Source organism: Microbacterium sp. MPKO10 (genome assembly GCF_026107415.2).
In the GTDB taxonomy this organism is placed as follows: domain Bacteria; phylum Actinomycetota; class Actinomycetes; order Actinomycetales; family Microbacteriaceae; genus Paramicrobacterium.
The window spans coordinates 1-20,073 of sequence record NZ_JAPCHX010000009.1; the positions used below are offsets into that span (position 1 = coordinate 1).

Here is a 20,073-nt window from a genome sequence, read left to right on the forward strand (position 1 = left end):
AGGATGTGGCCGGCCTGGGCGGCGTCGGTCAGCGGGTGAATATAGGCAGAAGCCGCAGCATCACCGGCTGCCATCGCCGCATGCGAGGCAGCGCCGATGACCTCTTTAGAGGCTCGATGGGCGGCAGGTGCACTGATGCGCTGCGCGCGGGACCGCGGGCCACCCCGCACGAAGTTCTCTGCCGCGACCAACGCATCACGCGGTCGCTCGTCATGCGGGTTCACAGCCTCAAAAATGTCAATTACCTGCATCGCACATGCCAGGTTGAATGCCGTCACCGCGCGCAGGTCCTCCAAAGACAGGTCAAAGTCTGGGGTGTGCTGAACTCGACCGATCGGTCGCGAGCCGGTAGTCATGCTCATTGATTGTAACTGTGGAGAACCGATGAAAAGTCGTTGTCCCTCTGCCCGATGAAACAGTCGAAAAAACCTCAAACGCTGGTCGCGACTTCAGGCCGATCGATCTCGCCCGTGCGGCAGCGCTGTCAGCGGCGTCAACCAATGTCCCTGGTCAGCACACCGAGAACGCCACTTAGTACAGAGATGTCAGTATGGTGCGCCGTGCCCTCTGAGAGAACACGGCGCACCATACGGTGGGAAGCCTGCTGGGCGACGAGCCCGAGCAGACTTACGATCTGTTGTTAGGTGCCGAACGCCCGCGCAGTCGCCCGACAGTGAGCGCTGCAGCTCCCACGAGAAGCATCAATGCACCTGCCCAAAGCCACGGAGCCGCATTGGCACCCGTTGCGGCGAGCTGATCTGCCGACACGCGGAAGTCGGCTGAGACCTCGCCGGAGACCTCACCCGTCAGCACGGCGCTGTGGACTCCCACGCTGGTATCGGCAGGAATTGTCCAGCTGAAGGTGACATCCCCGTCAGCATCCGCCGTCTGGCTTCCAAGGTCTAGCGGAGTCGAGTGCATCGTTCCCGTCACTGACTCACCCGGTTCGAAACCGGATGCGACGACGGTCTGCGTTTCCCCGCGCTCCAGAGTCTGGTGAGCCACAGACATGCTCAATGTCGCAGCGGAATCGCCATCGCCTGCGTCATCGTTTTCGCCCTGATCGTCGTCATTGCCCTGATCATCGTCGCCCTGATCGTCATCGCCGGGATCCGTGCCGGGGTCCTCGCCGGGATCAGTTCCCGACTCGGCGCACGCCGCCAGCTCGGCATCCGTTGGCGTAAACCGCAGCCAATCAAACGACGCTGGCGTATCCGGCGCCCCGGTGTCGCCACGGTAGGCGGCGGGGCCAATAGCGGTAGCAGCTAGTTCGTCTGCCGCAATCGGCCGGCCGACCGTCGTGAAAGTCTCACCGTTCGTTGACGCAGCAGCCGTGATCCACTCACCATCGCTGGTCATGCGCAGCCAGATGGTGTCGCCCATGTCGGCGGGAGGGAACAGCGAATCTTCCCATGCCCACCCATCGAAGCGGTCTTTCCCCTTGTTCTTCCAGGTGAAGTCGATCCGCTGGCCGTCTTTCGCGAATCCCCAGGTGAGCTTCGCGTTGTTGAGATCATCGCGATAGAGCATGAGGCCGGCCTGCTGATACTTCTCTTCCGGAGCGTACGTCAGCTTCGTCGTGACTTCCCATGCGTCGGCAGAGACCGGCAGCTGCGGAAGCGTCGCGCCATCGATCGACGTGGGCGACGACGACATCGTCAGCGAACCATCGGCGACCGAGTAACGACTTTCGTCGTCGCGTACAACACTCCACGCGTCACCGAGCGCTGTGCCGTCAAACTCGTCAGACCCCTCACCCGTGCACTTCTCATACATCGGGTCTTCCGGTCGGGTATTGAGCGGGTCACGGATGCCGTCAGGATCCAGTGTTGCGTGCGCGATCGTTGTTCCGCTGCGGCCGCCGATCTCGAAGATCATGTGGGTCTTGTCTCCGACGGTGATGATCTGCGGGGAACTTGCACGACCGTCTTGAGGCGGAGTTGCACCCGGAACATACAGCGGAAGCGACTCGCCGAATGAATGGAGCGAGCTGTCGAGCTGTTTCGCGAAGATCGTTCCCGTGCTTGAGCCGTAGAGAACGTACGTCTTGCCGTCCCACTGCCAGATCTCTGGCCCGGCGACGTTGGTTCCTTCAGCGACGCCGGGCTCAACTACCCACCCGGGCTGTGCTTCCCAGTTGACCATGTCGTGTGAATATGCCAAACCGATGCGGCGAACGTTCGTCGTGTCGTTCACCATGAAGAACATGGCGTATTCCCACCCATTCGCGGGGAACGGGTTCTCGAAGATGCGGTTGTACGACGTCTCCGTGGCATCCTGGCCAAATTGTTCCGTCGTCATCACGACACCGCCGTAATCGAACGTCACGCCATCGGTCGACGTTGCATACCGGTCTGTCGTGTTCTCTCCATGAAAGTAAAGGAAGAGTTCACCGGTCTCGTCGTTCCAGACAGCATCCGGAGCAGAGACATGCGACACGTCGTAGTTGTCGCCCCAGGTCTTACGGATGAGCGGATTGCTCTCGTACTGCGTCCACGGCCCATCGAGCGAATCGGAGTACATGAGGTTGATACCGCCCGGCGCATCGTGCGGTGCGTAGTAGACGTACCACTCCGCGAGGGGCTCATCGAGGTACTCGCTCGCGTGAAAAACCGACGGGAAGATGAACTCGTGTCCCGGGTTCCACGTGTCGACGTTGTCTTTGTCAATGATCGGCCCGTCAAGTGTGAAGACCGGAAGCGGATTCTCGTCTTCGGGCACGGCGGCCACAGCCGACGGAACTGTCGTCGTCGCGAAGCCCGTGACGATGAGTGCGGTGGCCGCCGCGATTGCGGCCAGGCGTTGTCGAATGCTCATGAATGCTCTTTCTGGCACCGGCACTGGCGCCACGTTGATGAGGTAGCGCTGCTGATGATACGCATAATCACATGAGAAGTCGCTAGGATAATCAGCATCATTTCGTGACGGACGATGCGCTCGCGGGTGTACCGTGCGAATCAACCGCGCGAATCGCAGCGTCAGAAGGGAGCCGCTTGACGTCACAGCGTCCGCGTCGGATGACCCAGCGCCGCATCGCTGAGCTCGCCGGCGTGAGTCAGGCCGCTGTGTCACTCGTGCTGAGCGGCCGCACCGACACCACGACGCGGCTTTCCGACGCCACCCGGCAGCGCGTTCTCGACGTGCTGCATGAGACGAACTATGAAGCAGATCCGGCTGCCCGCAGTCTCGCGGGCAAATCGAACAACATCGTCGGAGTGTTTACCTACGAGTCGGCGTTCCCTGCGGAAGCATCAGACTTTTACGCGCCGTTGCTGACGGGGGTCGAGTCCGCCGCCGAAGAGCTGGGAGCAGATCTGCTCATGTTCACCAGCTCGCGCACACACGACGGCCCCCGGCGGCTGCTGCGTGAGGGAAGTCGACTTCGATTGGCAGACGGCTGTGTGCTGCTTGGTCGTCACATGGATGCTGGTGAGCTCGCTCGTCTCGTTGAGCTGGAGTACCCTTTTGTCGCGGTTGGGCGCCGCGATGGCGATGCACGGGTTCCATATGTCGGCGCGGACTACGCATCGGCGGTTGGTGAGCTTGTCGACCTCGCTGTCGCGCGCGGGCACACGAAATTGACGTATGCGGCGTTGCCATTCGACGCGGAATCAACGCGTGATCGCTTGGCTGGCTTCGTGGCTGCGACGCGCAAGCACGGTGTGAGCTCTCGCGTCGTGACGCGCTCGTCGGGCGAGGCCGAGAAGCTCGCGCGAGATGTCGACGTGCATGGATCAACCGTTGTCTTCGTCGAAGATCCCGTAGAGGCGGATCGACTCGTGGCACATATCGAGTCCGAAGGACGTGCCGTTCCCCGAGACCTGTCAGTTGTGGCGTTGGGGGAGCATGCGCGCCGAGACGAAGCCGCCCGCGATGTCACCCGACTCGTCGCGCCACGTACCGCGCTCGGTGCTGAAGCCGTCCGCCTTCTCGCGCGCATTATGTCGGGCGAGGTCGACGAGTCGATCGAGACGAGGGTGCTGTTGCCCTGTTCGATTGTCGAGGGCAGTACGCTCGCCGACCGGCGCTGAACCGCCGGCACGCAAGCTCGTGTCCGTCATTGGGGTCGAGCGCCGCTACTGTTCGTAGAGTGCCGAGACCACGTCACGGGTCGCTTCCACGACCGCGGCCGCGGTAATTCCCTTGCGAGCGAGCACCTCGTCGCCGGCACCGGATTCGCCGAATTCGTCGACGCTGACCACACGACCATCGAGGCCTACCCATCGGAACCAGGCATCGCCGCGACCGGCTTCGACAGCAACACGCGCACGAAGCCGTGCGGGGAGCACCGACTCCTGCCAGGCTGCAGACGAGCGTTCGAACCACTCAACGCACGGCATCGAGATGACGCGCACAGCAGTACCAAGCCCAGCCAGCTCGCGTGCGGCGTTGATCGCGACAGCGACTTCACTCCCGGTGGCGATGATAGCGGCATCCATACCGTCACCGGACTGCCACACGACGTAGGCGCCGTTCGCTACCTTGTCATCGAGATTGTCGCGCTGCTCGAGAACAGCAACCCCCTGGCGCGACAAGATGAACGCAGTCGGCGCGGGAGAAGAGGTCACCACTGCCTTCCACGCCGAGATCACTTCGGCGGCATCCGCTGGCCGAATGACGCAGAGCCCCGGTACCGTGCGCAATGAGGCGATCTGCTCGACGGGCTGGTGCGTTGGCCCGTCTTCACCGACGGCTACCGAATCGTGAGTGTAGATGTAGGTGACCGGCAGCTCCATGAGCGCGGCGAGCCTGATGCTCGGGCGTTGATAGTCACTGAACGTCAGGTAGGTGGAGCCATACGGCCGCCAGAGCCCATGCAGTGCGATGCCCGTCATGACGGCTGCCATTGCATGTTCCCGGATGCCGAAATGCACGAAGTCGCCGCCCGGATTCTCGGTCGACACCGCCTCGCCCGGTATCGCGACTGACGTTGACCCCGACAGGTCGGCAGATCCGCCGAATGTGATGCCCGCCCTGCACAACGCTCTGATCGCTTCGCCGTTGGTTGCGCGAGTTGCACTCTGCGCTCCGACTGCGGGCAGGTCGAGCGATTCAAGCGCCTCGAGTGCTGCCGATGCATCGACGGGGCTGCCTCGATGCGGAAATGCTCGTTGCAGAGCTTCGCGGCGTTCAGCGAGTTCAGGATGCCGTGACCGCCACGTCTCGAACTGTTCGAGCCATTCGCGTTCGAGGCGGGCGCCACGTTCTCTCGTCAGTCGAGTCACTGTTCCCACCGTGTCGTCGACGAGATCATCGAGTGCTGTCTCCGGTGCGAATCCGAGCGCAGTGAGTACCGCAGCTGTTTCCTCTGCTCCCAGCGCGCCAGCGTGGGCAGCGCTGGTTCCTCCGATCTTCGCCGAAGGGGAGCCGATCACGCTGCGTACTGCAACGAGTGTTGGAGCACCCGTGTCTCTTCGAGCAGAGGTCAAAACTGTCTCGATTTCGTCAATATCGCGGAAGTCGGAAATCTCGAGAACGCGCCACCCATATGCGCGGAATCGCGCCCGAACATCCTCGGTAAACGCGATATCTGCGGCGCCGTCAATGGTGATGCGGTTGTCATCCCACACCGCCACGAGATTGCCGAGGCCGAGAGTGCCGGCAAGGCTCGCCGCTTCAGCTGACACGCCCTCCTCGAGGCAGCCATCACCGGCCAGTGCGAAGACAGTGCTGTTCCAGACGTCGCTCCCCGCGCCATGGAGCGCGGCGTCGCGCCGAATCGAGAGGGCAAGCCCGACAGCGCTCGCGATCCCCTGACCCAGCGGACCCGTTGACATCTCGACGCCGGCAGTCACGCCCAGCTCAGGATGCCCGGGCGTTCGGGCATCGAGCGTTCGCGCATGAGCAATGTCGTCGAGCGTGAGGTCGTAGCCCGACAAGTGGAGCTGCGTGTACAGCAAGAGGCTCGCATGGCCGGCCGAGAGGATGAAGCGGTCGCGTCCCTCCCAATTCGGGTTCGCGGGATTGTGACGAAGGACGCGATGGAAGAGCGTGTGAGCGAGCGGGGCCATTGCCATGGCAGTTCCGGCGTGGCCGTGGCCCTTTGCCTGCACGACGACTGGAGGAATAGCGATCGCGGCGGCAACGGCGCGGCGCTCGCTCTCGTCTCGCGCATGACGGACGAACGTATTCTCTTCATCAGCGGCGTCGGTGGGTGACATATCGAGGACTTTAGTCTATGAATAGACTTAAGCCAAGAGGGGGTAATCGGACGATGCCAGGCAGGATCATGACAGGATCTGGGATTGTTCTCGATCTCATTCGATCGGGAAAGGCGAGAACGCGGTCAAATCTGCTCGAAGCGCTCGGGTGGTCGCGCGTGACGCTGAGCCGCCGGCTTGACGAGCTGCTCGACAGTGAGTTTGTCGTCCACGCCGGTCACGCCGCAAGCGGTGGAGGGCGCCCCAGTGAGGAGTTCGAGGTCAACGCGGCGCTCGGCGTAGTGCTCGCTGTCGATATCGGCAGCTCTCACACACGTGTCGGCATCACCGATGTGGTCGGAACAGTGCTCGTCGAAGACGAAGCCGATATCGGCCTTTTCGACGGGCCCGAAGAGATCTTTAGGTGGGCTGAGCAGGTATTTGACTTCCTGCTCACACGAGGGGGCTGGAGTCGCAGCGACGTGCGCGGCATCGGCATCGGCGTGCCTGGCCCCGTCAACTCGATCACGGGAACGCTGGGGAGCCCACAGCTCGACCCTCGATGGGACAACGTCGTGGTCAGCGACTATCTGGGTCAGTGGCCAGACGATATCGTGATCGCCGTCGATCGCGACGTCAATGTGCTCGCGATCGGCGAGGCGCGCTTCGGATGGCCTGAGTTTCGCGATCTCGTCGTCGTGAAATCGGGGATCGGCGTTGGCTGCGCGTTCGTCATGGATGGCAATGTCGTGCGCGGCAGCCGCGGGGGTGCGGGGCAGCTCAGCGCTCCCTTGCGCGACAGACTGAGCGAGCCGCTCCGTCGCCTTGAGACTGTCGCTAGTGGAGGGACGATCCGTGACCGCCTTGTTCGCTCGGGGGAGTACGTGCGCACGAGCGCCGACATCCTTCAACTTGCTGAGAACGGCAATCCAGAAGTTCTGGCGCTTCTCGAGGAGGTCGGCGAGGTGATCGGCTATGCGCTTGCCGATGTCGTCGGGCTGCTGAATCCGTCTGCCGTCGTCGTGGGCGGCAATCTCGCAGAGGCGGGTGAACGTTATATTTCCGCGGTTCGGCGGTCTCTCTTTGGTGCTGCGCACGTCTACTCGCGCCAGAGCCTCGTCGTCGAACAAGCCCGTCTTTCCGCGAAAGCCGGCGTGCGCGGAGCGTCCGCTTTGGCGCTTGACGCGCTTTTCGAGCCAGACCGCATCAGCGCTCTGACGCGTTCCCGCATGACGTGACAGCACGCGGGAAGCAATTTCTCGCTGTGCTCTAGCGCTTTGGAATAAAAGTGTGCAAAAGTGGGATGCCACAGAGCTGGATTCCGTGCACATGCCATAGGAGGAGCGCACATGACTCTGGCAGAACAGCTTCCCGACGCGGCTGTCGCCACTCGCGCGACAGTGCGCGATTGGCGTGAGGCCGTGCAGCTCGCGGGCCGAGGGCTTGTCGACCAAGGGGCGACGACCGAGCGCTACACGGACGAGATGCTGCAGGCGCTTGATGACCACGGACCGTACATCGTCATCGCTCCAGGGTTCGCGCTCGCTCACTCGCGGCCGTCAGAGGCCGTGCTGCGGGCAGGGCTCAGCTGGGTTTCGCTCGCTGAGCCTGTTGAGTTCGGCAGCGAGGCGAACGACCCGGTCAGTCTCGTCATCGGCCTGGCGGCACCTGATCATCAGTCGCACCTCGAGGTGATGGCGGAGCTCGCTGGTGTGCTCGCCGATGACGCCGTACTCGCCGAGCTCATGAGCGCAGACTCGGCCGCGGACGTGCGGTCGATTCTGAATCGCGTCGCTCACGGCGATGCAGCATCAACCCCAGAAGACAGCGGAATGTGAGGAGTAAGAAATGAAGATTGTCGCTGTATGTGGCATGGGAATTGGAACATCCGTGCTGCTCAAGATGAATGCCGAGAAGGCGCTGCGCGCCATGGACGTCGACGGCGATGTTGAGGCGGCAGACATTGGAACCGCTCGTGGAGCGGCGCGCACGGCCGACATCGTCTTGACGTCTGCGGAGCTCGCGGAGGAAGTCGGAGAGGTGTCAGCGAAGGTCATCGTCATCAATAACTTCACTGACGTGAACGAGATCACAGAGAAGCTCGATCAGAGCATAGAGCGCTAGACGGCGTCGTAGCGCGCGAAGAAAGGAGCCCCGATGGAGTGGCTAGTAATCGTCCTGAATTTTATTGGGCAGCAGATTCTCAACGTTCCCGCATACCTCATCGGGATCATTACGGCCATTGGGCTGATTGCATTGCGCCGAAACGCCGGGCAGGTGATCGGCGGCGGCCTGAAAGCAGCCCTGGGGTTCTTGATTCTCGGTGCCGGCGCCAACGTCGTGACCGGATCGCTCGATCCGCTCGGCAAGCTGATTCTCGAAGTCACGGGCGCGCAGGGCGTGATCCCGACGAATGAGGTGATTACCGCTCTCGCGGCAGAGAAGTACGGTGCGACAAGCGCCTATGTTCTCGTTCTCGGGTTCATCGTGATGCTTCTGCTCGCGCGATTCACTCCTCTGAAGTACATCTTCCTCACGGGGCACCATATGGTCTTCATGTCGCTTCTGCTGAGTGTTGTGCTCACTGTCGGGTTCGGCGAGGAGTTCAGCTGGCTCGTGGTCATCGTCGGCGCAGTGCTGCTCGGCGTGATCATGGTGGTGATGCCGGCCTTCGCTCATCCCTGGATGAAGAAGATCACCGGCGATGACACGATCGCAATGGGGCACTTCGGATCGGCTGGCTATATTGCGGCGGGTGCGATCGGGCAGGCGACCGGCGGGCGCAGCCGTTCGACAGAAGAGATCAAATTCCCGAAGGGTCTGAGCTTTCTTCGTGACTCGATGGTGGCGACGGCGCTCTCGATGGTGCTCATCTACCTCGTCTTCGCCATCTGGGGTCTGATTGTGGACCCCGCTGCAACGTCTGAGCTGCTGGGCGGAGACGATCCGGGAGCAACGGTCATGGCCGGCTTCGCGTTGGCGCTGCAGTTCGGCGTTGGCGTTGCTGTGATTCTCTACGGCGTGCGAACGGTGCTGGGGGAGCTCGTTCCAGCATTCCAAGGTGTGGCAGAGAAGATCGTCCCCGGTGCAAAGCCCGCGCTCGACGTTCCGATCGTGTTCCCATTCGCGGCGAACGCTGTACTGATCGGCTTCATCAGCTCGTTCATCGGCGGGCTCGTCTCTCTGCTGCTCTTGGCGGTGTGGCTGAACCCGATGTTCGGCCTCGCGCTGATTCTGCCCGGCATGGTGCCGCACTTCTTCACCGGCGGCGGCGCCGGAGTCTTTGGAAACTCATCTGGCGGTCGAATCGGCGCAGCGCTCGGCGGCTTCATCAACGGCGTGATCATCACGATTCTGCCTGCGATTCTGCTGCTGGTGTTGGGCGAGTTCGGGTTCGCGAACAGCACGTTCGGCGATGCCGACTTCGGCTGGTTCGGTTCACTGGTCGGGCTGAGCGTGATCGGCCCGACAGGTCTCGGAATCGTGCTCTGCGTCGCGCTCAGCGTGGTGTTGGTTGTCGCGGCGTCGATCTTCCAGAAGAAGGTGGTCGACGCCGGGTGGGTGCCCGGTGCAAAACGTGATGCTTTCCTCGCGAAAAAAGAGGAGCACAGCACCAGCTGATCGTGGCGCATCTCCGGCACCGTCAGGGGGGAGACGCTGAGGGAAGAACGACTCTGAGAAGTGCGTTCTTCCCTCAGCGCTGTGGTTTGGTTACGTGGCGTCTGACTCGGCGTTCCCGCCGCCGAGCAGGTTCGAGATCGCCGTCGCCAGGGCCAGGTCTTCCCACGACATACCCGTTGTCTTCACCACAATCGGGGCGTCGCGGTGCAGCTCGTGCTCGCCGCGAATCACCGCCCGCATCGGAATCAGATCGGCGCGCGTGATCGAACCGTCGCCCGCCGCCATCACGATGTCGCCGCCGCTGCGGAACGCCGTGTCGACCTCTTCCACCACGATCTGCGCCCGCGCCATCAGCGCGCTCGGCAGCTCGCGCTCGGCAGGGTCGTGCGAACCGAGCGCGATCACGACAGCATCCTGTTTCACCCAGTCATCTTTGAGCACCGGAGCCTTGGCGGTGCTCGCGCAGACCACCAGATCGGATGCCGCGATGGCCACGCGCGCATCATCAGAGCCGGTCTCGGCCCACCGCTCGCACCAGTCGGGGCGCGTGCGGCTCACATACGTGATCTCGGCCTCGCGGCGGTCGCCGAGCACGGCCCGCAGCGTCGCCTCGTGGGCGACGCCCTGCGCCCCGGTTCCGACGATGACGACGTGAAGCGGCTCTGTGTGCGCCGCCAGCAGCGGGGCGACGGGCGCGAACGACACCGCGGGTGTGCGCAACGATGTCAGGGCGATGCCGTCGAGCATCATGCTCGGCGACAGCGTGTCTGGGTCGAACAGCAGATACTGCCCCTGAATGCGCGGCACCGTGCGGCTGGGGTCGTCTGGTCCAACGGTCAGCACCTTGATGCCCGTCGCCTGCTCGGTGGCCGAGGGCATCACGAGCAGCTCGCCGCCCGGGATCGGCAGCAGCTGGCGGGGGATGTCGTCGGCCGGGTCAAAGCCCTTCAGCAGGGTGTCGCGGATCGCCTCGACGGCAGCATCCGGTGTCAGGGTCGCACGAACGGTGTCGGCGTCAACGTAGGTCATCATTGTCGGCACTCGCTTTCTCTTACGTCGCTATCTCAGAACGAAACCTGGTGTGAGGGGATCTCTGGGGTCAACGGTGAATGTGCTCTCGCCCGTGCGGTAGGCCATGCCCGACACCTGCGGAATCACGGCGTCGATGCCGTGCACGCGGGTTCGATTCAGGATGCTGCCGGTGAACGTGGAGCCGACGATCGACCCGTGCCGCAGCACATCGCCGTCGCGCATCGTGCCGGCGGCGGCGAGCGTGGCGATACGCGCGGCAGTGCCGGATCCGCAGGGCGAGCGGTCGACCTGTCCGTCGGCGAAGACGGTGACGTTGCGCTGCGCGATGACGCGCGATTGCGGGGCGGTGCTGCCGGTCGGGGTCTGCTCGAAGAGGATCGTTCCGTAGATGCCGCTGAGGCGAGGGTCGTCCGGATGCTGCGCCACGGCAGCGTCGTTAAGCGCCCACTTCACCTCGCGGCCCAGCGCGATGAGGGCGTCGACGTTCTGCGGCTCGACGGCCAGCCCAACGGATGCTGCGTCGAGCTGCGCGTAGATCGCGCCGCCGTACGACACGTCGACCCGCACCTCGCCGCGGGAGGTCTGCACGGCAACGTCGGTCGCGACGACGAAGCTCGGAACGTTGACGAAGTCCACGGCTGTGACGTCGCCCGCCTCGGTGTGCACCCGAGCGGTGACGCGACCGGACGGCACATCGATCACGACGTCGGTCACGCCGGTGTCGGGCGCCGTGACCAAACCGGTCTCGACGGCCCAGACGCCGAGCGCGATCGTGCCGTGCCCGCAGGCCGTCGAGAACCCGTCCTTGTGCCAGAACAGCACGCCGAAGTGTGCGCCTGCGTCATCGGGCGGCACGATGAAGCCGCCGTACATGTCGGCGTGGCCGCGCGGCTCTAAGCACAGCACGCGGCGCAGGTCGTCGAGGTCTGAGCCTCGGCGCATGGCGCGCACGCGTCGCTCGGCAACGGTGGGGCCGGGCGCGGTCGCGTCGTCGGGCAACGTCTCGACGATGCGAAACGGCTCACCCGCCGTATGAAAATCGACTGTGCTGACAGCATCCATGTTCTTGAGTCTCTCAGGTCGGGTCGGCTATTCCTCCTCGTCGCCTTCGGGGTGAAAGAACGCTTCCCAGTCGCCGAACTCAGGAATATCAAACCAATTCGCCGAAACGTCGACGTTCTCGAATTCGCGCGTGGTGACCTCATCGGGGTTGCCGAAACCCCCGCGCACCGACTCGTCTGCGCGGGCATAACCGTTCTCACGGAAGTCGTACATGACGCTGCCGACGTTCTTGCTCTGGCGCCAGAACTGGTTCTCATCGGGATACGTGAACCAGACGATGGAGCCGAGGAAGACCTGCGATGCATCGCCCTCATAGGGGTCGGACGCCCGAGGCGGCTCGTGATACGCGTCCCACGTGTACGACACCTGGATCACTCCGTGAGGCCCGAGATTGTGGAGCCTGGCCCCGTTGGCGCGAGGCCCCATCTGCAGATAGGCAGACGGCCGCTCTTCACCGTCTTCTACACGCACGATGCCGATGAAGCCGTTCTGGCGATCCTGCGGTTCGAGCGCGTAGCGTGCTCGAGCCGCATCTTCGGTCAACTCGTCGTCGGCGAAGTACAGGCCCCACGGCCGGCCGGGGTCGTTGGTGTCGGCACGCGTGCCGACCTGAGTCGTGTAGATGTAGCGGTGAGACATGGTGATGACGAGGATAACCGGTCTGCGCGCGCATCGCTCACCGGTGAGGCTGACGCGTCCTAGTCGTCGAACACTGGCTTAAGCTCTGCCTGAAGTTCCCGATAGTTCCTCGGCGTCGGATCCCAGCGCGCGTCGTCGGTGTCTTCGTACTCGACGTTGTAGCTGCCCGTTGCCAGTTCCAATTGAAACAGCATCTTCACGGGAAGAGTCGCCCCGTCGGTATAACGCTCGGCCAAGAACGCAGCCAGGGTCTCTTTAATCGCGTCGGGGTGCAGAGAGATTGCCTTGATCCACGCATCGTCGTGCCCGTATGCGTACCCCGAGGCACTGAGACACCGGCCATCGCGCTTCAGGGCGACAGCGAGCGAGAACGACTTCCAATCATCCGGGACCGGGTCGCCGCGTTTCATCGCCGATGCGTCGATTCCGTCGACGAGTGCGTGCATCAACGGCACGATTGCTTCATCCGCCATGGTCGTCCTCTCGCTGGATTCTCGTGCGGGAACTCTACCGAATACCGGTGGTCGCGCGCATCGATGGTTCACTCGGGTGCTGAGGCACAGCGTCGTGTGTGGTGCGGATGCCGTCACGGCATCCGCACCACACACGATTCTGGTAAGGCCGTGAAGCGCTACCGCGACGAGCGAGAACGGCCTCGACGCGCGACGATCAGCGCGGTGCCGGGCAGCAGCGCCAGAAGCGCGGCGGCAACGGGGCCCGCGACGTCTGCACCCGTGCGCGGCAGCTCGCCCGAGGCATCCGTTGTTCCGCCCGTCGAATCATCGGGAGTCGACCCGTCGCCCGTCCCAGCGGGATCGTCTGGATCGGTGGGTTCGGTCGGCGGCGTGACCTCGGCAGGCTCCCAGACCGCTTCGAGAGCGAGCTCCGTCGTGCCGTCCGGAATGACTCAGTCGGCAGAAAGGATGCTGTCGTCGCTCGCGACGCGCCACCCGACGAAGTCGTACCCGTCGCGCGACCAATCGGCTCCGAACACATCGGTGATGCCCGGCAGCGAGAAGCCCTGCTGAGCAACGCTCATCGTGACGGCATTCTGGCCCGAGGCGGCGGCCTTCGGCGCGATGGATGCTGTCGCAGCAGCTCTTTGTGCCAGAACAGCACGCCGAAGTGAGCTCCGTCATCGTCTGGCGGCACGATGAAGCCGCCGTACATGTCGGCGTGGCCGCGCGGTTCGAAGCAGAGAATGCGGCGCAGATCGTCAAGCGGCGACGCCGGTGCCATCGCGCGGATGCGACGCTCGGCAACGGTGAGATGCGAGTCGGTGACGATCGATACGGCGCGCGAGAGAGGCTGCCCTGCGCGGGCACCGCGTTGTGCGGAGGTGTCGCCAGCGAGCGCTGCATCTGTCGCGGCATCGCGTGCGAGCACCGCATTCGCAGCCGCATCCACAGCAGCGTCGCCAGCCAGCGCAGAATTCGCGTCGGCACCGTCTGAAGGTGCTGCATCTGTCGCTTCGTCGCCACGCAGCGCCGCATCCGCGTCGGCGACGATGCGAAACGGCTCCCCCGCTGTGTGGTAGTCGACGGTGCTGACTGGAGTCATGTCTCGAGTCTCTCAGGTGTGCCGGGCGACGCGCCGTGCCGAGTGTGCGCCACCGTGCGGCCGTGCCGAGACGAGGAGAATGTGCTGGCGCGAGGACGATCTCGCCAGATTCTCCTCGTGGCGGCACATTCTCCTCGTGCCGGCACACGTCGCGAATCGTCGAGGCTCGCGCGCGTCGCAGATCCAGAGAAGCTGGCGGTGCACGGGGCGGTCTTCTGCGGGGCGGCGTTGGTTGTGGCGCCGGTCTCGGGTGCAGCGGCGGTGCGCGGCTCTGCCCCGTACGAGGTTGCTCCGGCACGTCGCGGCACCGCGCATACGGGCGCGCGGCGCCGCGACGACCGCCTAAACACGGGTCTTCTCACCAGCATCCGCACTCATCGACAGTCTGTTCGTCTCGGGCATCCGCACGAGCACGATGAACGCGAGCACCGTGACCGCGACGATGTACCACGCCGGCGCGATGTTCGCTCCCGTCCAGCCGATCAGCGCTGTCGCGAGCAACGGGGCCGTCCCTCCGAAGATCGTGAACGCCAGGTTGTAACTGATCGACGCTCCGGTGTAGCGCACCCGCGCGGGGAACATCTCCACGTAGGCGGGCCCGGCGGGGCCGAACACGAGCCCGAGCGCGAGACCGAGAAGCCCTTGCGCCGCAATGGCGGCACCGAGCGTGCCGAGCCCGACGAGCATGTACGCGGGCAGCGCCACGATGGCGCTGAAGGCGATCGCGATCAGCAGCATCCTGCGCCTGCCGATGCGATCCGAGATCGCCGCCGCCACCGGCACCATCACGAAGGTGATCAACAGCGCAATGCTGTTCGAGATCAGCGCTGCCTCTGAGGGAAGGCCGATTGTCACAGTCATGTACGAGTAGAAGTAGCCCGTGAGCGAGTAGTACCCGAGGCTCGCAACAGCCGCCATCGAGAACACGAAGAGCATCGAGCGCCAGTGCTCCGCGAACACCGTGCGAATCGGCGCCTTCTCGACCTTCTTCGTCTCGCGCATCTCGATGAACGCGGGCGATTCGTCGACGCGCGTGCGAATGTAGAGCCCCACGATCGCCAGCGGTGCACCGAGCAGGAACGGCACGCGCCACCCCCATGCCTCGTACGCCTCGGGAGCGAGCGTCGTCGTGAGCCCGAGAACCAGCAACGCGGCGATGACGGGAGGCAGGTTGGATGCCGTGTAGACGATGCCCACGTTGCGGCCACGATTCGCGGTCGGGGAGTGCTCGGCGACGAACGAGTTCGAACCGATCGTCTCGCCCGCCGCCGAGAGACCCTGCAGAATGCGGAACGCGACGAGAAGCAGCGGTGCCGCAACACCGATCACCGCGTATGTCGGCAGCAGCCCGATGAGAGTCGTTGAGACGCCCATGAGCAGAATGATCGCCGCGAGCACGCGCTTGCGCCCATACCGGTCACCGAGTGCGCCGAGCAGAAAGGCGCCGACCGGCCGTGCGATGAAGCCGACGGCGTAGACGGCGAACGTCGAGAGAAGGGCCGCCGTCGCGTCGAAGTCTGGAAAGAACTGCGCGGCGATCACCGGCGCGGCATAGGCGTAGACAGCGAAGTCGAACCATTCGACGAAGTGGCCGATGGCCGATGCCGCCATGACTTTTCGGATGCCGCTCAGGCGGGTGCGCGATGTAGACATTGTGTCTCCTGTGTCGTGGTGGTTGCGTGCGTTCAGCGGGCGTCGTCCGCGTCGTCGAGAAGACCCTCTGCCTTCGCCCGCGCGATCGTGCCCGTGTGGTCTTGCATCCAGAAGTGAGCGCGCTTGATGCCGAGTGCTTCGGGATTGAAGGCGAGCTCCTTGCCCGCGCGGCGCTGCCTGTCGTAGTCGCGCGTGACCTTCCACACGACGGGGCTGAGCAGCAGAATGCAGATCATGTTCACCCAGCCGATCGAGCCGTAGCCGATGTCTCCGATCGCCCAGATGAGCGTGGGCGACTCGACGCTTCCGTAGAACGTGATCGCGATCATGCCGATCTTGAGCACCCAGTCGGCGACGTTTGCGGCCCGCCCGTGGAACAGGTAGACGAGGTTGGTCTTCGCGATGTAGTAGAACGCGATAAGCGTCGTGAACGCGAAGAAGAACAGTGCGACGGCGACGAAGCCCGGCCCGATGCCCGGAGCAATCGTGTCGATCGCCGCCTGCGTGTAGCCGGGGCCCGCTTCGATGCCGTTCGCGCCGCTGAAGATCAGGGCGCCGTTCTCGTCTGCGACATCGTAGAGGCCGGAGATGAGGATCATGACTCCGGTCGCATTGCAGACCACGACCGTGTCGATGAAGATCGAGAACGCCTGCACGAGGCCTTGCTTGGCGGGGTGGCGCACGGCGGCGGATGCCGCACCGAATGTTCCCTCGCCGACACCGGCCACGTTCGAGAACACTGCGCGGCGCACACCCCACGCGACGGCAGCGCCGAGAATTCCGCCGAACACCTGGTTCACGCCGAACGCGCTCGAGAAGACAAGCTGAAGTGTCGGCCAGATCTGCTCGGCGTTCATCGCGAGCATCACGATCGTGGCGATGATGTAGCCCGCAGCCATGAAGGGCACGAACACCTGAGCGACAGCGACGATGCGCTTCGTTCCGCCGATGATGACCACGGCGAGAAGCACCGTGACGACGAGCGCGACAGCCCAGAGCGGGATGCTGAATGCTTCGTTCATGCTCTGCGCGATGTTGTTTGACTGCACGCCGGGGAAGACGAAGCCGTAGCCCACGAGGATCATCGCGGCGAGAATGACCGCGAGCCACTTTGCCTTGAGCCCCTTCTCGACGTAGTAGGGAACGCCACCGCGGTGCTCGCCGTCGATCTTCGTCTTGAACACCTGGGCCAGCGTCGACTCGGCGTAAGCGCTCGCCGAGCCGAGCAGCGCGCACAGCACCATCCAGAACATCGCTCCGGGGCCGCCGGCGTAGATGGCCGTGGCGACTCCGGCGATGTTGCCGACGCCGACGCGGCTCGCGAGTGTGAGAAGCACGGCCTGCAGGGGCGAGTTGCCCTCTGGAGTGTCTTTCTTCGCGCCGAGCTCGCGGATCATATCGGGGATGCGCCGAAACTGAATGCCCCGCGTCAGAACCGTGAAGAAGAGGCCGAGGCCGAGAGCCAGGTAGGCCATTGGGTTCCAGATGAGGTCATTGATTTCTGAGAGGACGTCCATGTCTTCCTTACTGCCGGCGTGCGAACGCCGCATTCGTCAGTGAACGGGGCAATGTGGGTTTTTAAAACATGTGACATATTACATATCACTGAGGTGCAGGGAAAGAACAGATCGAGAATTCACCGCTGTCGCGAACGGCGCGGGTAACGCGAGGCACCCGCGCCGTTCGCGTTATCTACAGTCGCGAGCGGCGGCGCTCACTCAGCCGATGTGCACCGAGTAGCCCGGCTCCCAGCAGCACGATCACGAGCGCTGCTGCGAGCACGCCCGCACTATCAGCGCCGGTGCGGGGCAGCGCGGCATCCGATGCCTGATCGGTCGACGTCCCGCCCGATCCTTCGTCGCTCCCCGGAGCCGGCGGGTCCTCGGAGTCTTCGGGCTCCTCGCCCGGAGGCGTCACCGCGTCAGACTCCCATACCGCCTCGAGCTGCAGGCTTGTCGTGCCGACTGGAATGGTCCAATCGGCGGGCAGGATGCTGTCGTCGCCGGCGAGGCTCCAGCCGGCGAACGCGAAGGCGTCGCGCGACCAGTCAGCCCCGAACACGTCGGCGATCTCCGGCAGTGTGAAGCCCTGCTGGGCGACGTCGATCGTGACGGCATCCTGATCGGTGTCGGCTGCCTTAAGGGTTGTGGATGCTGTCGCTGCGGCGTCGCCCTCAGCGCCCGCGGCTGTCGATGTGAGCGTCACAGTGACCGGCGCGATGTACGCTGCTGTGCCCTGCGCCTCGGTGCGTGTCGTGTCTTCCAGCATCCAGCGCGTGCCGTCTGCCGCGGCAGAGAGCGTCAGCGACACTCCCGTTGCTGCCCGGTCGTCGAGTGCCAGTGCGCGCCCGTTCGCCGCGTTGATGAGCTGCCCGTCATACGGGGCATCCGGCGTCGACGTGTCGGGTGAGAAGCGCCACTTCTGAGCGTCGTCGTTCTCGTCCGCTTCGACACCCGCGTAACGCACCTCGGTGTCTGAGATCGCCGAGAGCACACCGCTGCCGTCAGACGCGCTGATCGTGTAGGACCCGTCGTCGTAATCGATCGACCAGACGCCGTCGCCCCAGGTGAACCAGACGCACACGTCGCGATCCGGGTGCTCGTCGTCGCCCGCGAACCTGTCGATCTGGAAGTCTCCGCTGACGGTCTGCGTTGAGATGCGGAACTGATCCGAGCCGAACGAGACATCGGTCGCGGCGACCCGCGGCGTCTGCTCGGGCAGCTCGGTGTAGTCGCCGTGGTACTCATCGGGTGCCGGTTCGTCCCAGGGCGCAGGGAGCGTCATGTCGGATGGGTAGATCTTCTCGAAGAACGCGTACGACGTCGGGTCGTACTCCTTGAGCTCGGCGCGGGTGTTGATCGGGCTGCGGACGCCATCACTCCAGTCGGGCTTTTCGGCCATCACGTCGAACCAGATCGCCGACAGCGTGGCGAAGAACTCGTCGCTGTTCGAGATGGCGTACGTGTTCGGCCAAAGGCCGGTGAGATACGCGTGCTCGTAGGCGGCATAGAACTCGTCAGACAGCGTCGTGTCTTCCATCGTCTCGATGCCGACGAGGCGCACTGCGTGGCCGAACTCGTGAATCAAGATGTTCTCGTTCGGGTAGCTGGTGTTAAGAAACGGATCGGCATTGTCACGCGTGCGCAGCACATTGCGCTCTGAGATCGACGACACGCAGTTGTTGTACGTGCTGCCGCCGTACCCCTCGACGTCATACATCTCGGGATCGTAGCCACCGCGATGCTCGGGGATGAGATACGCGTTCTCGCGCGACGCGTAGACGGCGAGCGAGCACCCGAAATCGGCCATTTGCGACGCGATGCCGGTGTCGGTCTTCGCCAGCTCGACGTCAACCTGCTCGGCGGCGAGCGTCAGGGTGTCCGCGTCGACGCGGGGGTTGGCCTTGACCACGATGCCCGTGTCTGTCGTCACCGACTGCGTGTAGTAATCGAGTTTCGGGATGCCGGTGTACACGGCGGTCTTCGCCTGCCTGCCCGCGTCGTCGACGATGGTGGTGCCGGTCACCGAGAGCGTGAGCGGCTCGCTCATGTCGATGGTTCCCGTGTAGGCGATGCTCGCAAGGTGCAGGTCATCGGGTAGGCGCTCCATGCTGTTCGCCTCAGTCGCGGCCATCTGCTTGTTCTTCTGGTCGAAGAACACCGTGTCGGTGCGACCTGACTCAGGCTTCGGCGTCAGGTCGATTGTGCGGTCGCCGTTCGTGAGCACGAGGTTGTCCGCGCTCACTGCCGCGTTCTCATCGACGTAGCGGTCCCAGTAGATCTCAAGGAACTTCTGCTCGTTGATCACCCGGATCTCGGTGATCTGCGGGCCGTCGAATGCGGGATCGGTGGCGACGGTGCCGTCGGCGGCCACCGTGATGGTGTCGCCGTCGGCGGCTGCCGCCGGGGTCGTGCCGAGAAGCAGCGCGGGCATCAACAACGCAGCTGCTGCCAGCGCACCTCCCGCCCTCGCTCGTAGGTGTGGCATGTGGGTTCTCCTCTGAACTCCTGTGCGGATAACGTGCGCGAGACAGCCCGCCACCGCCGTGACATGTGACACATCACTGGTACGCGCAGGAATGTTGGGGGCCCGATGGTGGTCTGTGACCCGTCGGGCGTATGACTCGACGTGTGTCGAGCCGGCAGTGATCACACGCCTGCGGTCGCGCGCCTCTGCATCGGTGGTCGAGTGAACTCTGGCCGAGATGAGACGTGTGCCGGGTAGCCCCGGGTGCTCGCCGTCGGTTGACCGAGACTCTACACAGAGAATGTGCTCTTGTGTAGCCTTCCGCGCAGTTTTGTTGTGGATCCGCACGGAATGACGGGAAAGCGTGTGTGAACGGTCACATTCTGGTCACGACGCATTG

The 20,073-nt window shown here is 64.0% G+C and carries 17 protein-coding genes; 5 read left to right on the forward strand and 12 right to left on the reverse strand.

What is annotated here, in order from left to right; translation table 11 throughout:
* A partial coding sequence (locus OK352_RS17070; RefSeq protein WP_372338124.1) for a putative immunity protein occupies positions 1-356 on the reverse strand: 356 nt, incomplete at its 3' end.
* 271 nt (positions 357-627) lie between these two features.
* Positions 628-2,817 carry a beta-xylosidase family glycoside hydrolase gene (locus OK352_RS17075; RefSeq protein ID WP_265142733.1) on the reverse strand — a complete coding sequence of 730 codons (2,190 nt, stop codon included), beginning with the start codon at positions 2,815-2,817 and terminating at the stop codon, positions 628-630.
* Positions 2,818-2,993: 176 nt separating this feature from the next.
* Here OK352_RS17075 and OK352_RS17080 point away from each other — a divergent pair, with 176 nt between their 5' ends.
* A complete protein-coding gene (locus OK352_RS17080) occupies positions 2,994-4,031 on the forward strand; it encodes a LacI family DNA-binding transcriptional regulator (RefSeq protein WP_265142734.1) in 1,038 nt (345 codons plus the stop codon).
* Positions 4,032-4,076: 45 nt separating this feature from the next.
* Here the strand turns inward: OK352_RS17080 and OK352_RS17085 are convergent, their stop codons facing one another.
* On the reverse strand, positions 4,077-6,161 hold the full coding sequence (locus OK352_RS17085; protein WP_265142735.1) for a transketolase family protein: 2,085 nt from the start codon (positions 6,159-6,161) through the stop codon (positions 4,077-4,079).
* Between the two features lie 68 nt (positions 6,162-6,229).
* Here OK352_RS17085 and OK352_RS17090 point away from each other — a divergent pair, with 68 nt between their 5' ends.
* The 4 genes from OK352_RS17090 (at position 6,230) to OK352_RS17105 (ending at position 9,761) form a co-directional block, all read left to right on the forward strand.
* Entirely contained in the window at positions 6,230-7,378 is a 1,149-nt protein-coding gene (locus OK352_RS17090; protein ID WP_265142736.1) for an ROK family transcriptional regulator, read from the forward strand.
* 111 nt (positions 7,379-7,489) lie between these two features.
* Positions 7,490-7,978 (forward strand): PTS sugar transporter subunit IIA, encoded by a 489-nt coding sequence (locus tag OK352_RS17095; protein ID WP_265142737.1) that lies wholly within the window; start codon positions 7,490-7,492, stop codon positions 7,976-7,978.
* Between the two features lie 10 nt (positions 7,979-7,988).
* Positions 7,989-8,264, forward strand: a complete 276-nt coding sequence (locus tag OK352_RS17100; protein WP_265142738.1) for a PTS sugar transporter subunit IIB — start codon at positions 7,989-7,991, stop codon at positions 8,262-8,264.
* A gap of 33 nt (positions 8,265-8,297) precedes the next feature.
* A complete protein-coding gene (locus OK352_RS17105; RefSeq protein WP_265142739.1) occupies positions 8,298-9,761 on the forward strand; it encodes a PTS ascorbate transporter subunit IIC in 1,464 nt (487 codons plus the stop codon).
* A 90-nt stretch (positions 9,762-9,851) separates the two neighbouring features.
* On the opposite strand, the gene OK352_RS17110 is transcribed toward OK352_RS17105, so the two are convergent.
* From OK352_RS17110 to OK352_RS17150, 9 genes are all read right to left on the reverse strand, one after another.
* Entirely contained in the window at positions 9,852-10,793 is a 942-nt protein-coding gene (locus OK352_RS17110) for an ornithine cyclodeaminase family protein (protein WP_265142740.1), read from the reverse strand.
* A 27-nt stretch (positions 10,794-10,820) separates the two neighbouring features.
* The gene (locus OK352_RS17115; RefSeq protein WP_265142741.1) at positions 10,821-11,855 is read right to left on the reverse strand and encodes a proline racemase family protein; all 1,035 of its coding nucleotides are present in this window, start codon (positions 11,853-11,855) and stop codon (positions 10,821-10,823) included.
* A gap of 27 nt (positions 11,856-11,882) precedes the next feature.
* On the reverse strand, positions 11,883-12,494 hold the full coding sequence (locus tag OK352_RS17120) for a hypothetical protein (protein WP_265142742.1): 612 nt from the start codon (positions 12,492-12,494) through the stop codon (positions 11,883-11,885).
* A gap of 59 nt (positions 12,495-12,553) precedes the next feature.
* On the reverse strand, positions 12,554-12,967 hold the full coding sequence (locus OK352_RS17125; RefSeq protein ID WP_265142743.1) for a hypothetical protein: 414 nt from the start codon (positions 12,965-12,967) through the stop codon (positions 12,554-12,556).
* Positions 12,968-13,401: 434 nt separating this feature from the next.
* Positions 13,402-13,533, reverse strand: coding sequence for a hypothetical protein (locus OK352_RS17130; protein WP_265142744.1), 132 nt, complete (start codon positions 13,531-13,533; stop codon positions 13,402-13,404).
* A complete protein-coding gene (locus tag OK352_RS17135) occupies positions 13,530-14,054 on the reverse strand; it encodes a proline racemase family protein (protein ID WP_265142745.1) in 525 nt (174 codons plus the stop codon). Before OK352_RS17135 ends, OK352_RS17130 begins: the two co-directional genes overlap by 4 nt.
* 342 nt (positions 14,055-14,396) lie before the next feature.
* Positions 14,397-15,707, reverse strand: a complete 1,311-nt coding sequence (locus tag OK352_RS17140; RefSeq protein ID WP_265142746.1) for an MFS transporter — start codon at positions 15,705-15,707, stop codon at positions 14,397-14,399.
* Between the two features lie 32 nt (positions 15,708-15,739).
* Positions 15,740-17,224, reverse strand: coding sequence for an alanine/glycine:cation symporter family protein (locus OK352_RS17145; RefSeq protein ID WP_265142747.1), 1,485 nt, complete (start codon positions 17,222-17,224; stop codon positions 15,740-15,742).
* A 175-nt stretch (positions 17,225-17,399) separates the two neighbouring features.
* Entirely contained in the window at positions 17,400-19,694 is a 2,295-nt protein-coding gene (locus OK352_RS17150; RefSeq protein WP_265142748.1) for a hypothetical protein, read from the reverse strand.
* Positions 19,695-20,073 lie beyond the last annotated feature (379 nt).

Coding starts and splice junctions, on each gene's coding strand:
- OK352_RS17075 (WP_265142733.1), bottom strand. CDS start 2,817: ATGAGCATTCGACAACGCCTGGCCGCAATCGCGGCGGCCACCGCACTC.
- OK352_RS17085 (WP_265142735.1), bottom strand. CDS start 6,161: ATGTCACCCACCGACGCCGCTGATGAAGAGAATACGTTCGTCCGTCAT.
- OK352_RS17090 (WP_265142736.1), top strand. CDS start 6,230: ATGACAGGATCTGGGATTGTTCTCGATCTCATTCGATCGGGAAAGGCG.
- OK352_RS17095 (WP_265142737.1), top strand. CDS start 7,490: ATGACTCTGGCAGAACAGCTTCCCGACGCGGCTGTCGCCACTCGCGCG.
- OK352_RS17100 (WP_265142738.1), top strand. CDS start 7,989: ATGAAGATTGTCGCTGTATGTGGCATGGGAATTGGAACATCCGTGCTG.
- OK352_RS17105 (WP_265142739.1), top strand. CDS start 8,298: ATGGAGTGGCTAGTAATCGTCCTGAATTTTATTGGGCAGCAGATTCTC.
- OK352_RS17110 (WP_265142740.1), bottom strand. CDS start 10,793: ATGATGACCTACGTTGACGCCGACACCGTTCGTGCGACCCTGACACCG.
- OK352_RS17115 (WP_265142741.1), bottom strand. CDS start 11,855: ATGGATGCTGTCAGCACAGTCGATTTTCATACGGCGGGTGAGCCGTTT.
- OK352_RS17120 (WP_265142742.1), bottom strand. CDS start 12,494: ATGTCTCACCGCTACATCTACACGACTCAGGTCGGCACGCGTGCCGAC.
- OK352_RS17125 (WP_265142743.1), bottom strand. CDS start 12,967: ATGGCGGATGAAGCAATCGTGCCGTTGATGCACGCACTCGTCGACGGA.
- OK352_RS17130 (WP_265142744.1), bottom strand. CDS start 13,533: ATGAGCGTTGCTCAGCAGGGCTTCTCGCTGCCGGGCATCACCGATGTG.
- OK352_RS17135 (WP_265142745.1), bottom strand. CDS start 14,054: ATGACTCCAGTCAGCACCGTCGACTACCACACAGCGGGGGAGCCGTTT.
- OK352_RS17140 (WP_265142746.1), bottom strand. CDS start 15,707: ATGTCTACATCGCGCACCCGCCTGAGCGGCATCCGAAAAGTCATGGCG.
- OK352_RS17145 (WP_265142747.1), bottom strand. CDS start 17,224: ATGGACGTCCTCTCAGAAATCAATGACCTCATCTGGAACCCAATGGCC.
- OK352_RS17150 (WP_265142748.1), bottom strand. CDS start 19,694: ATGCCACACCTACGAGCGAGGGCGGGAGGTGCGCTGGCAGCAGCTGCG.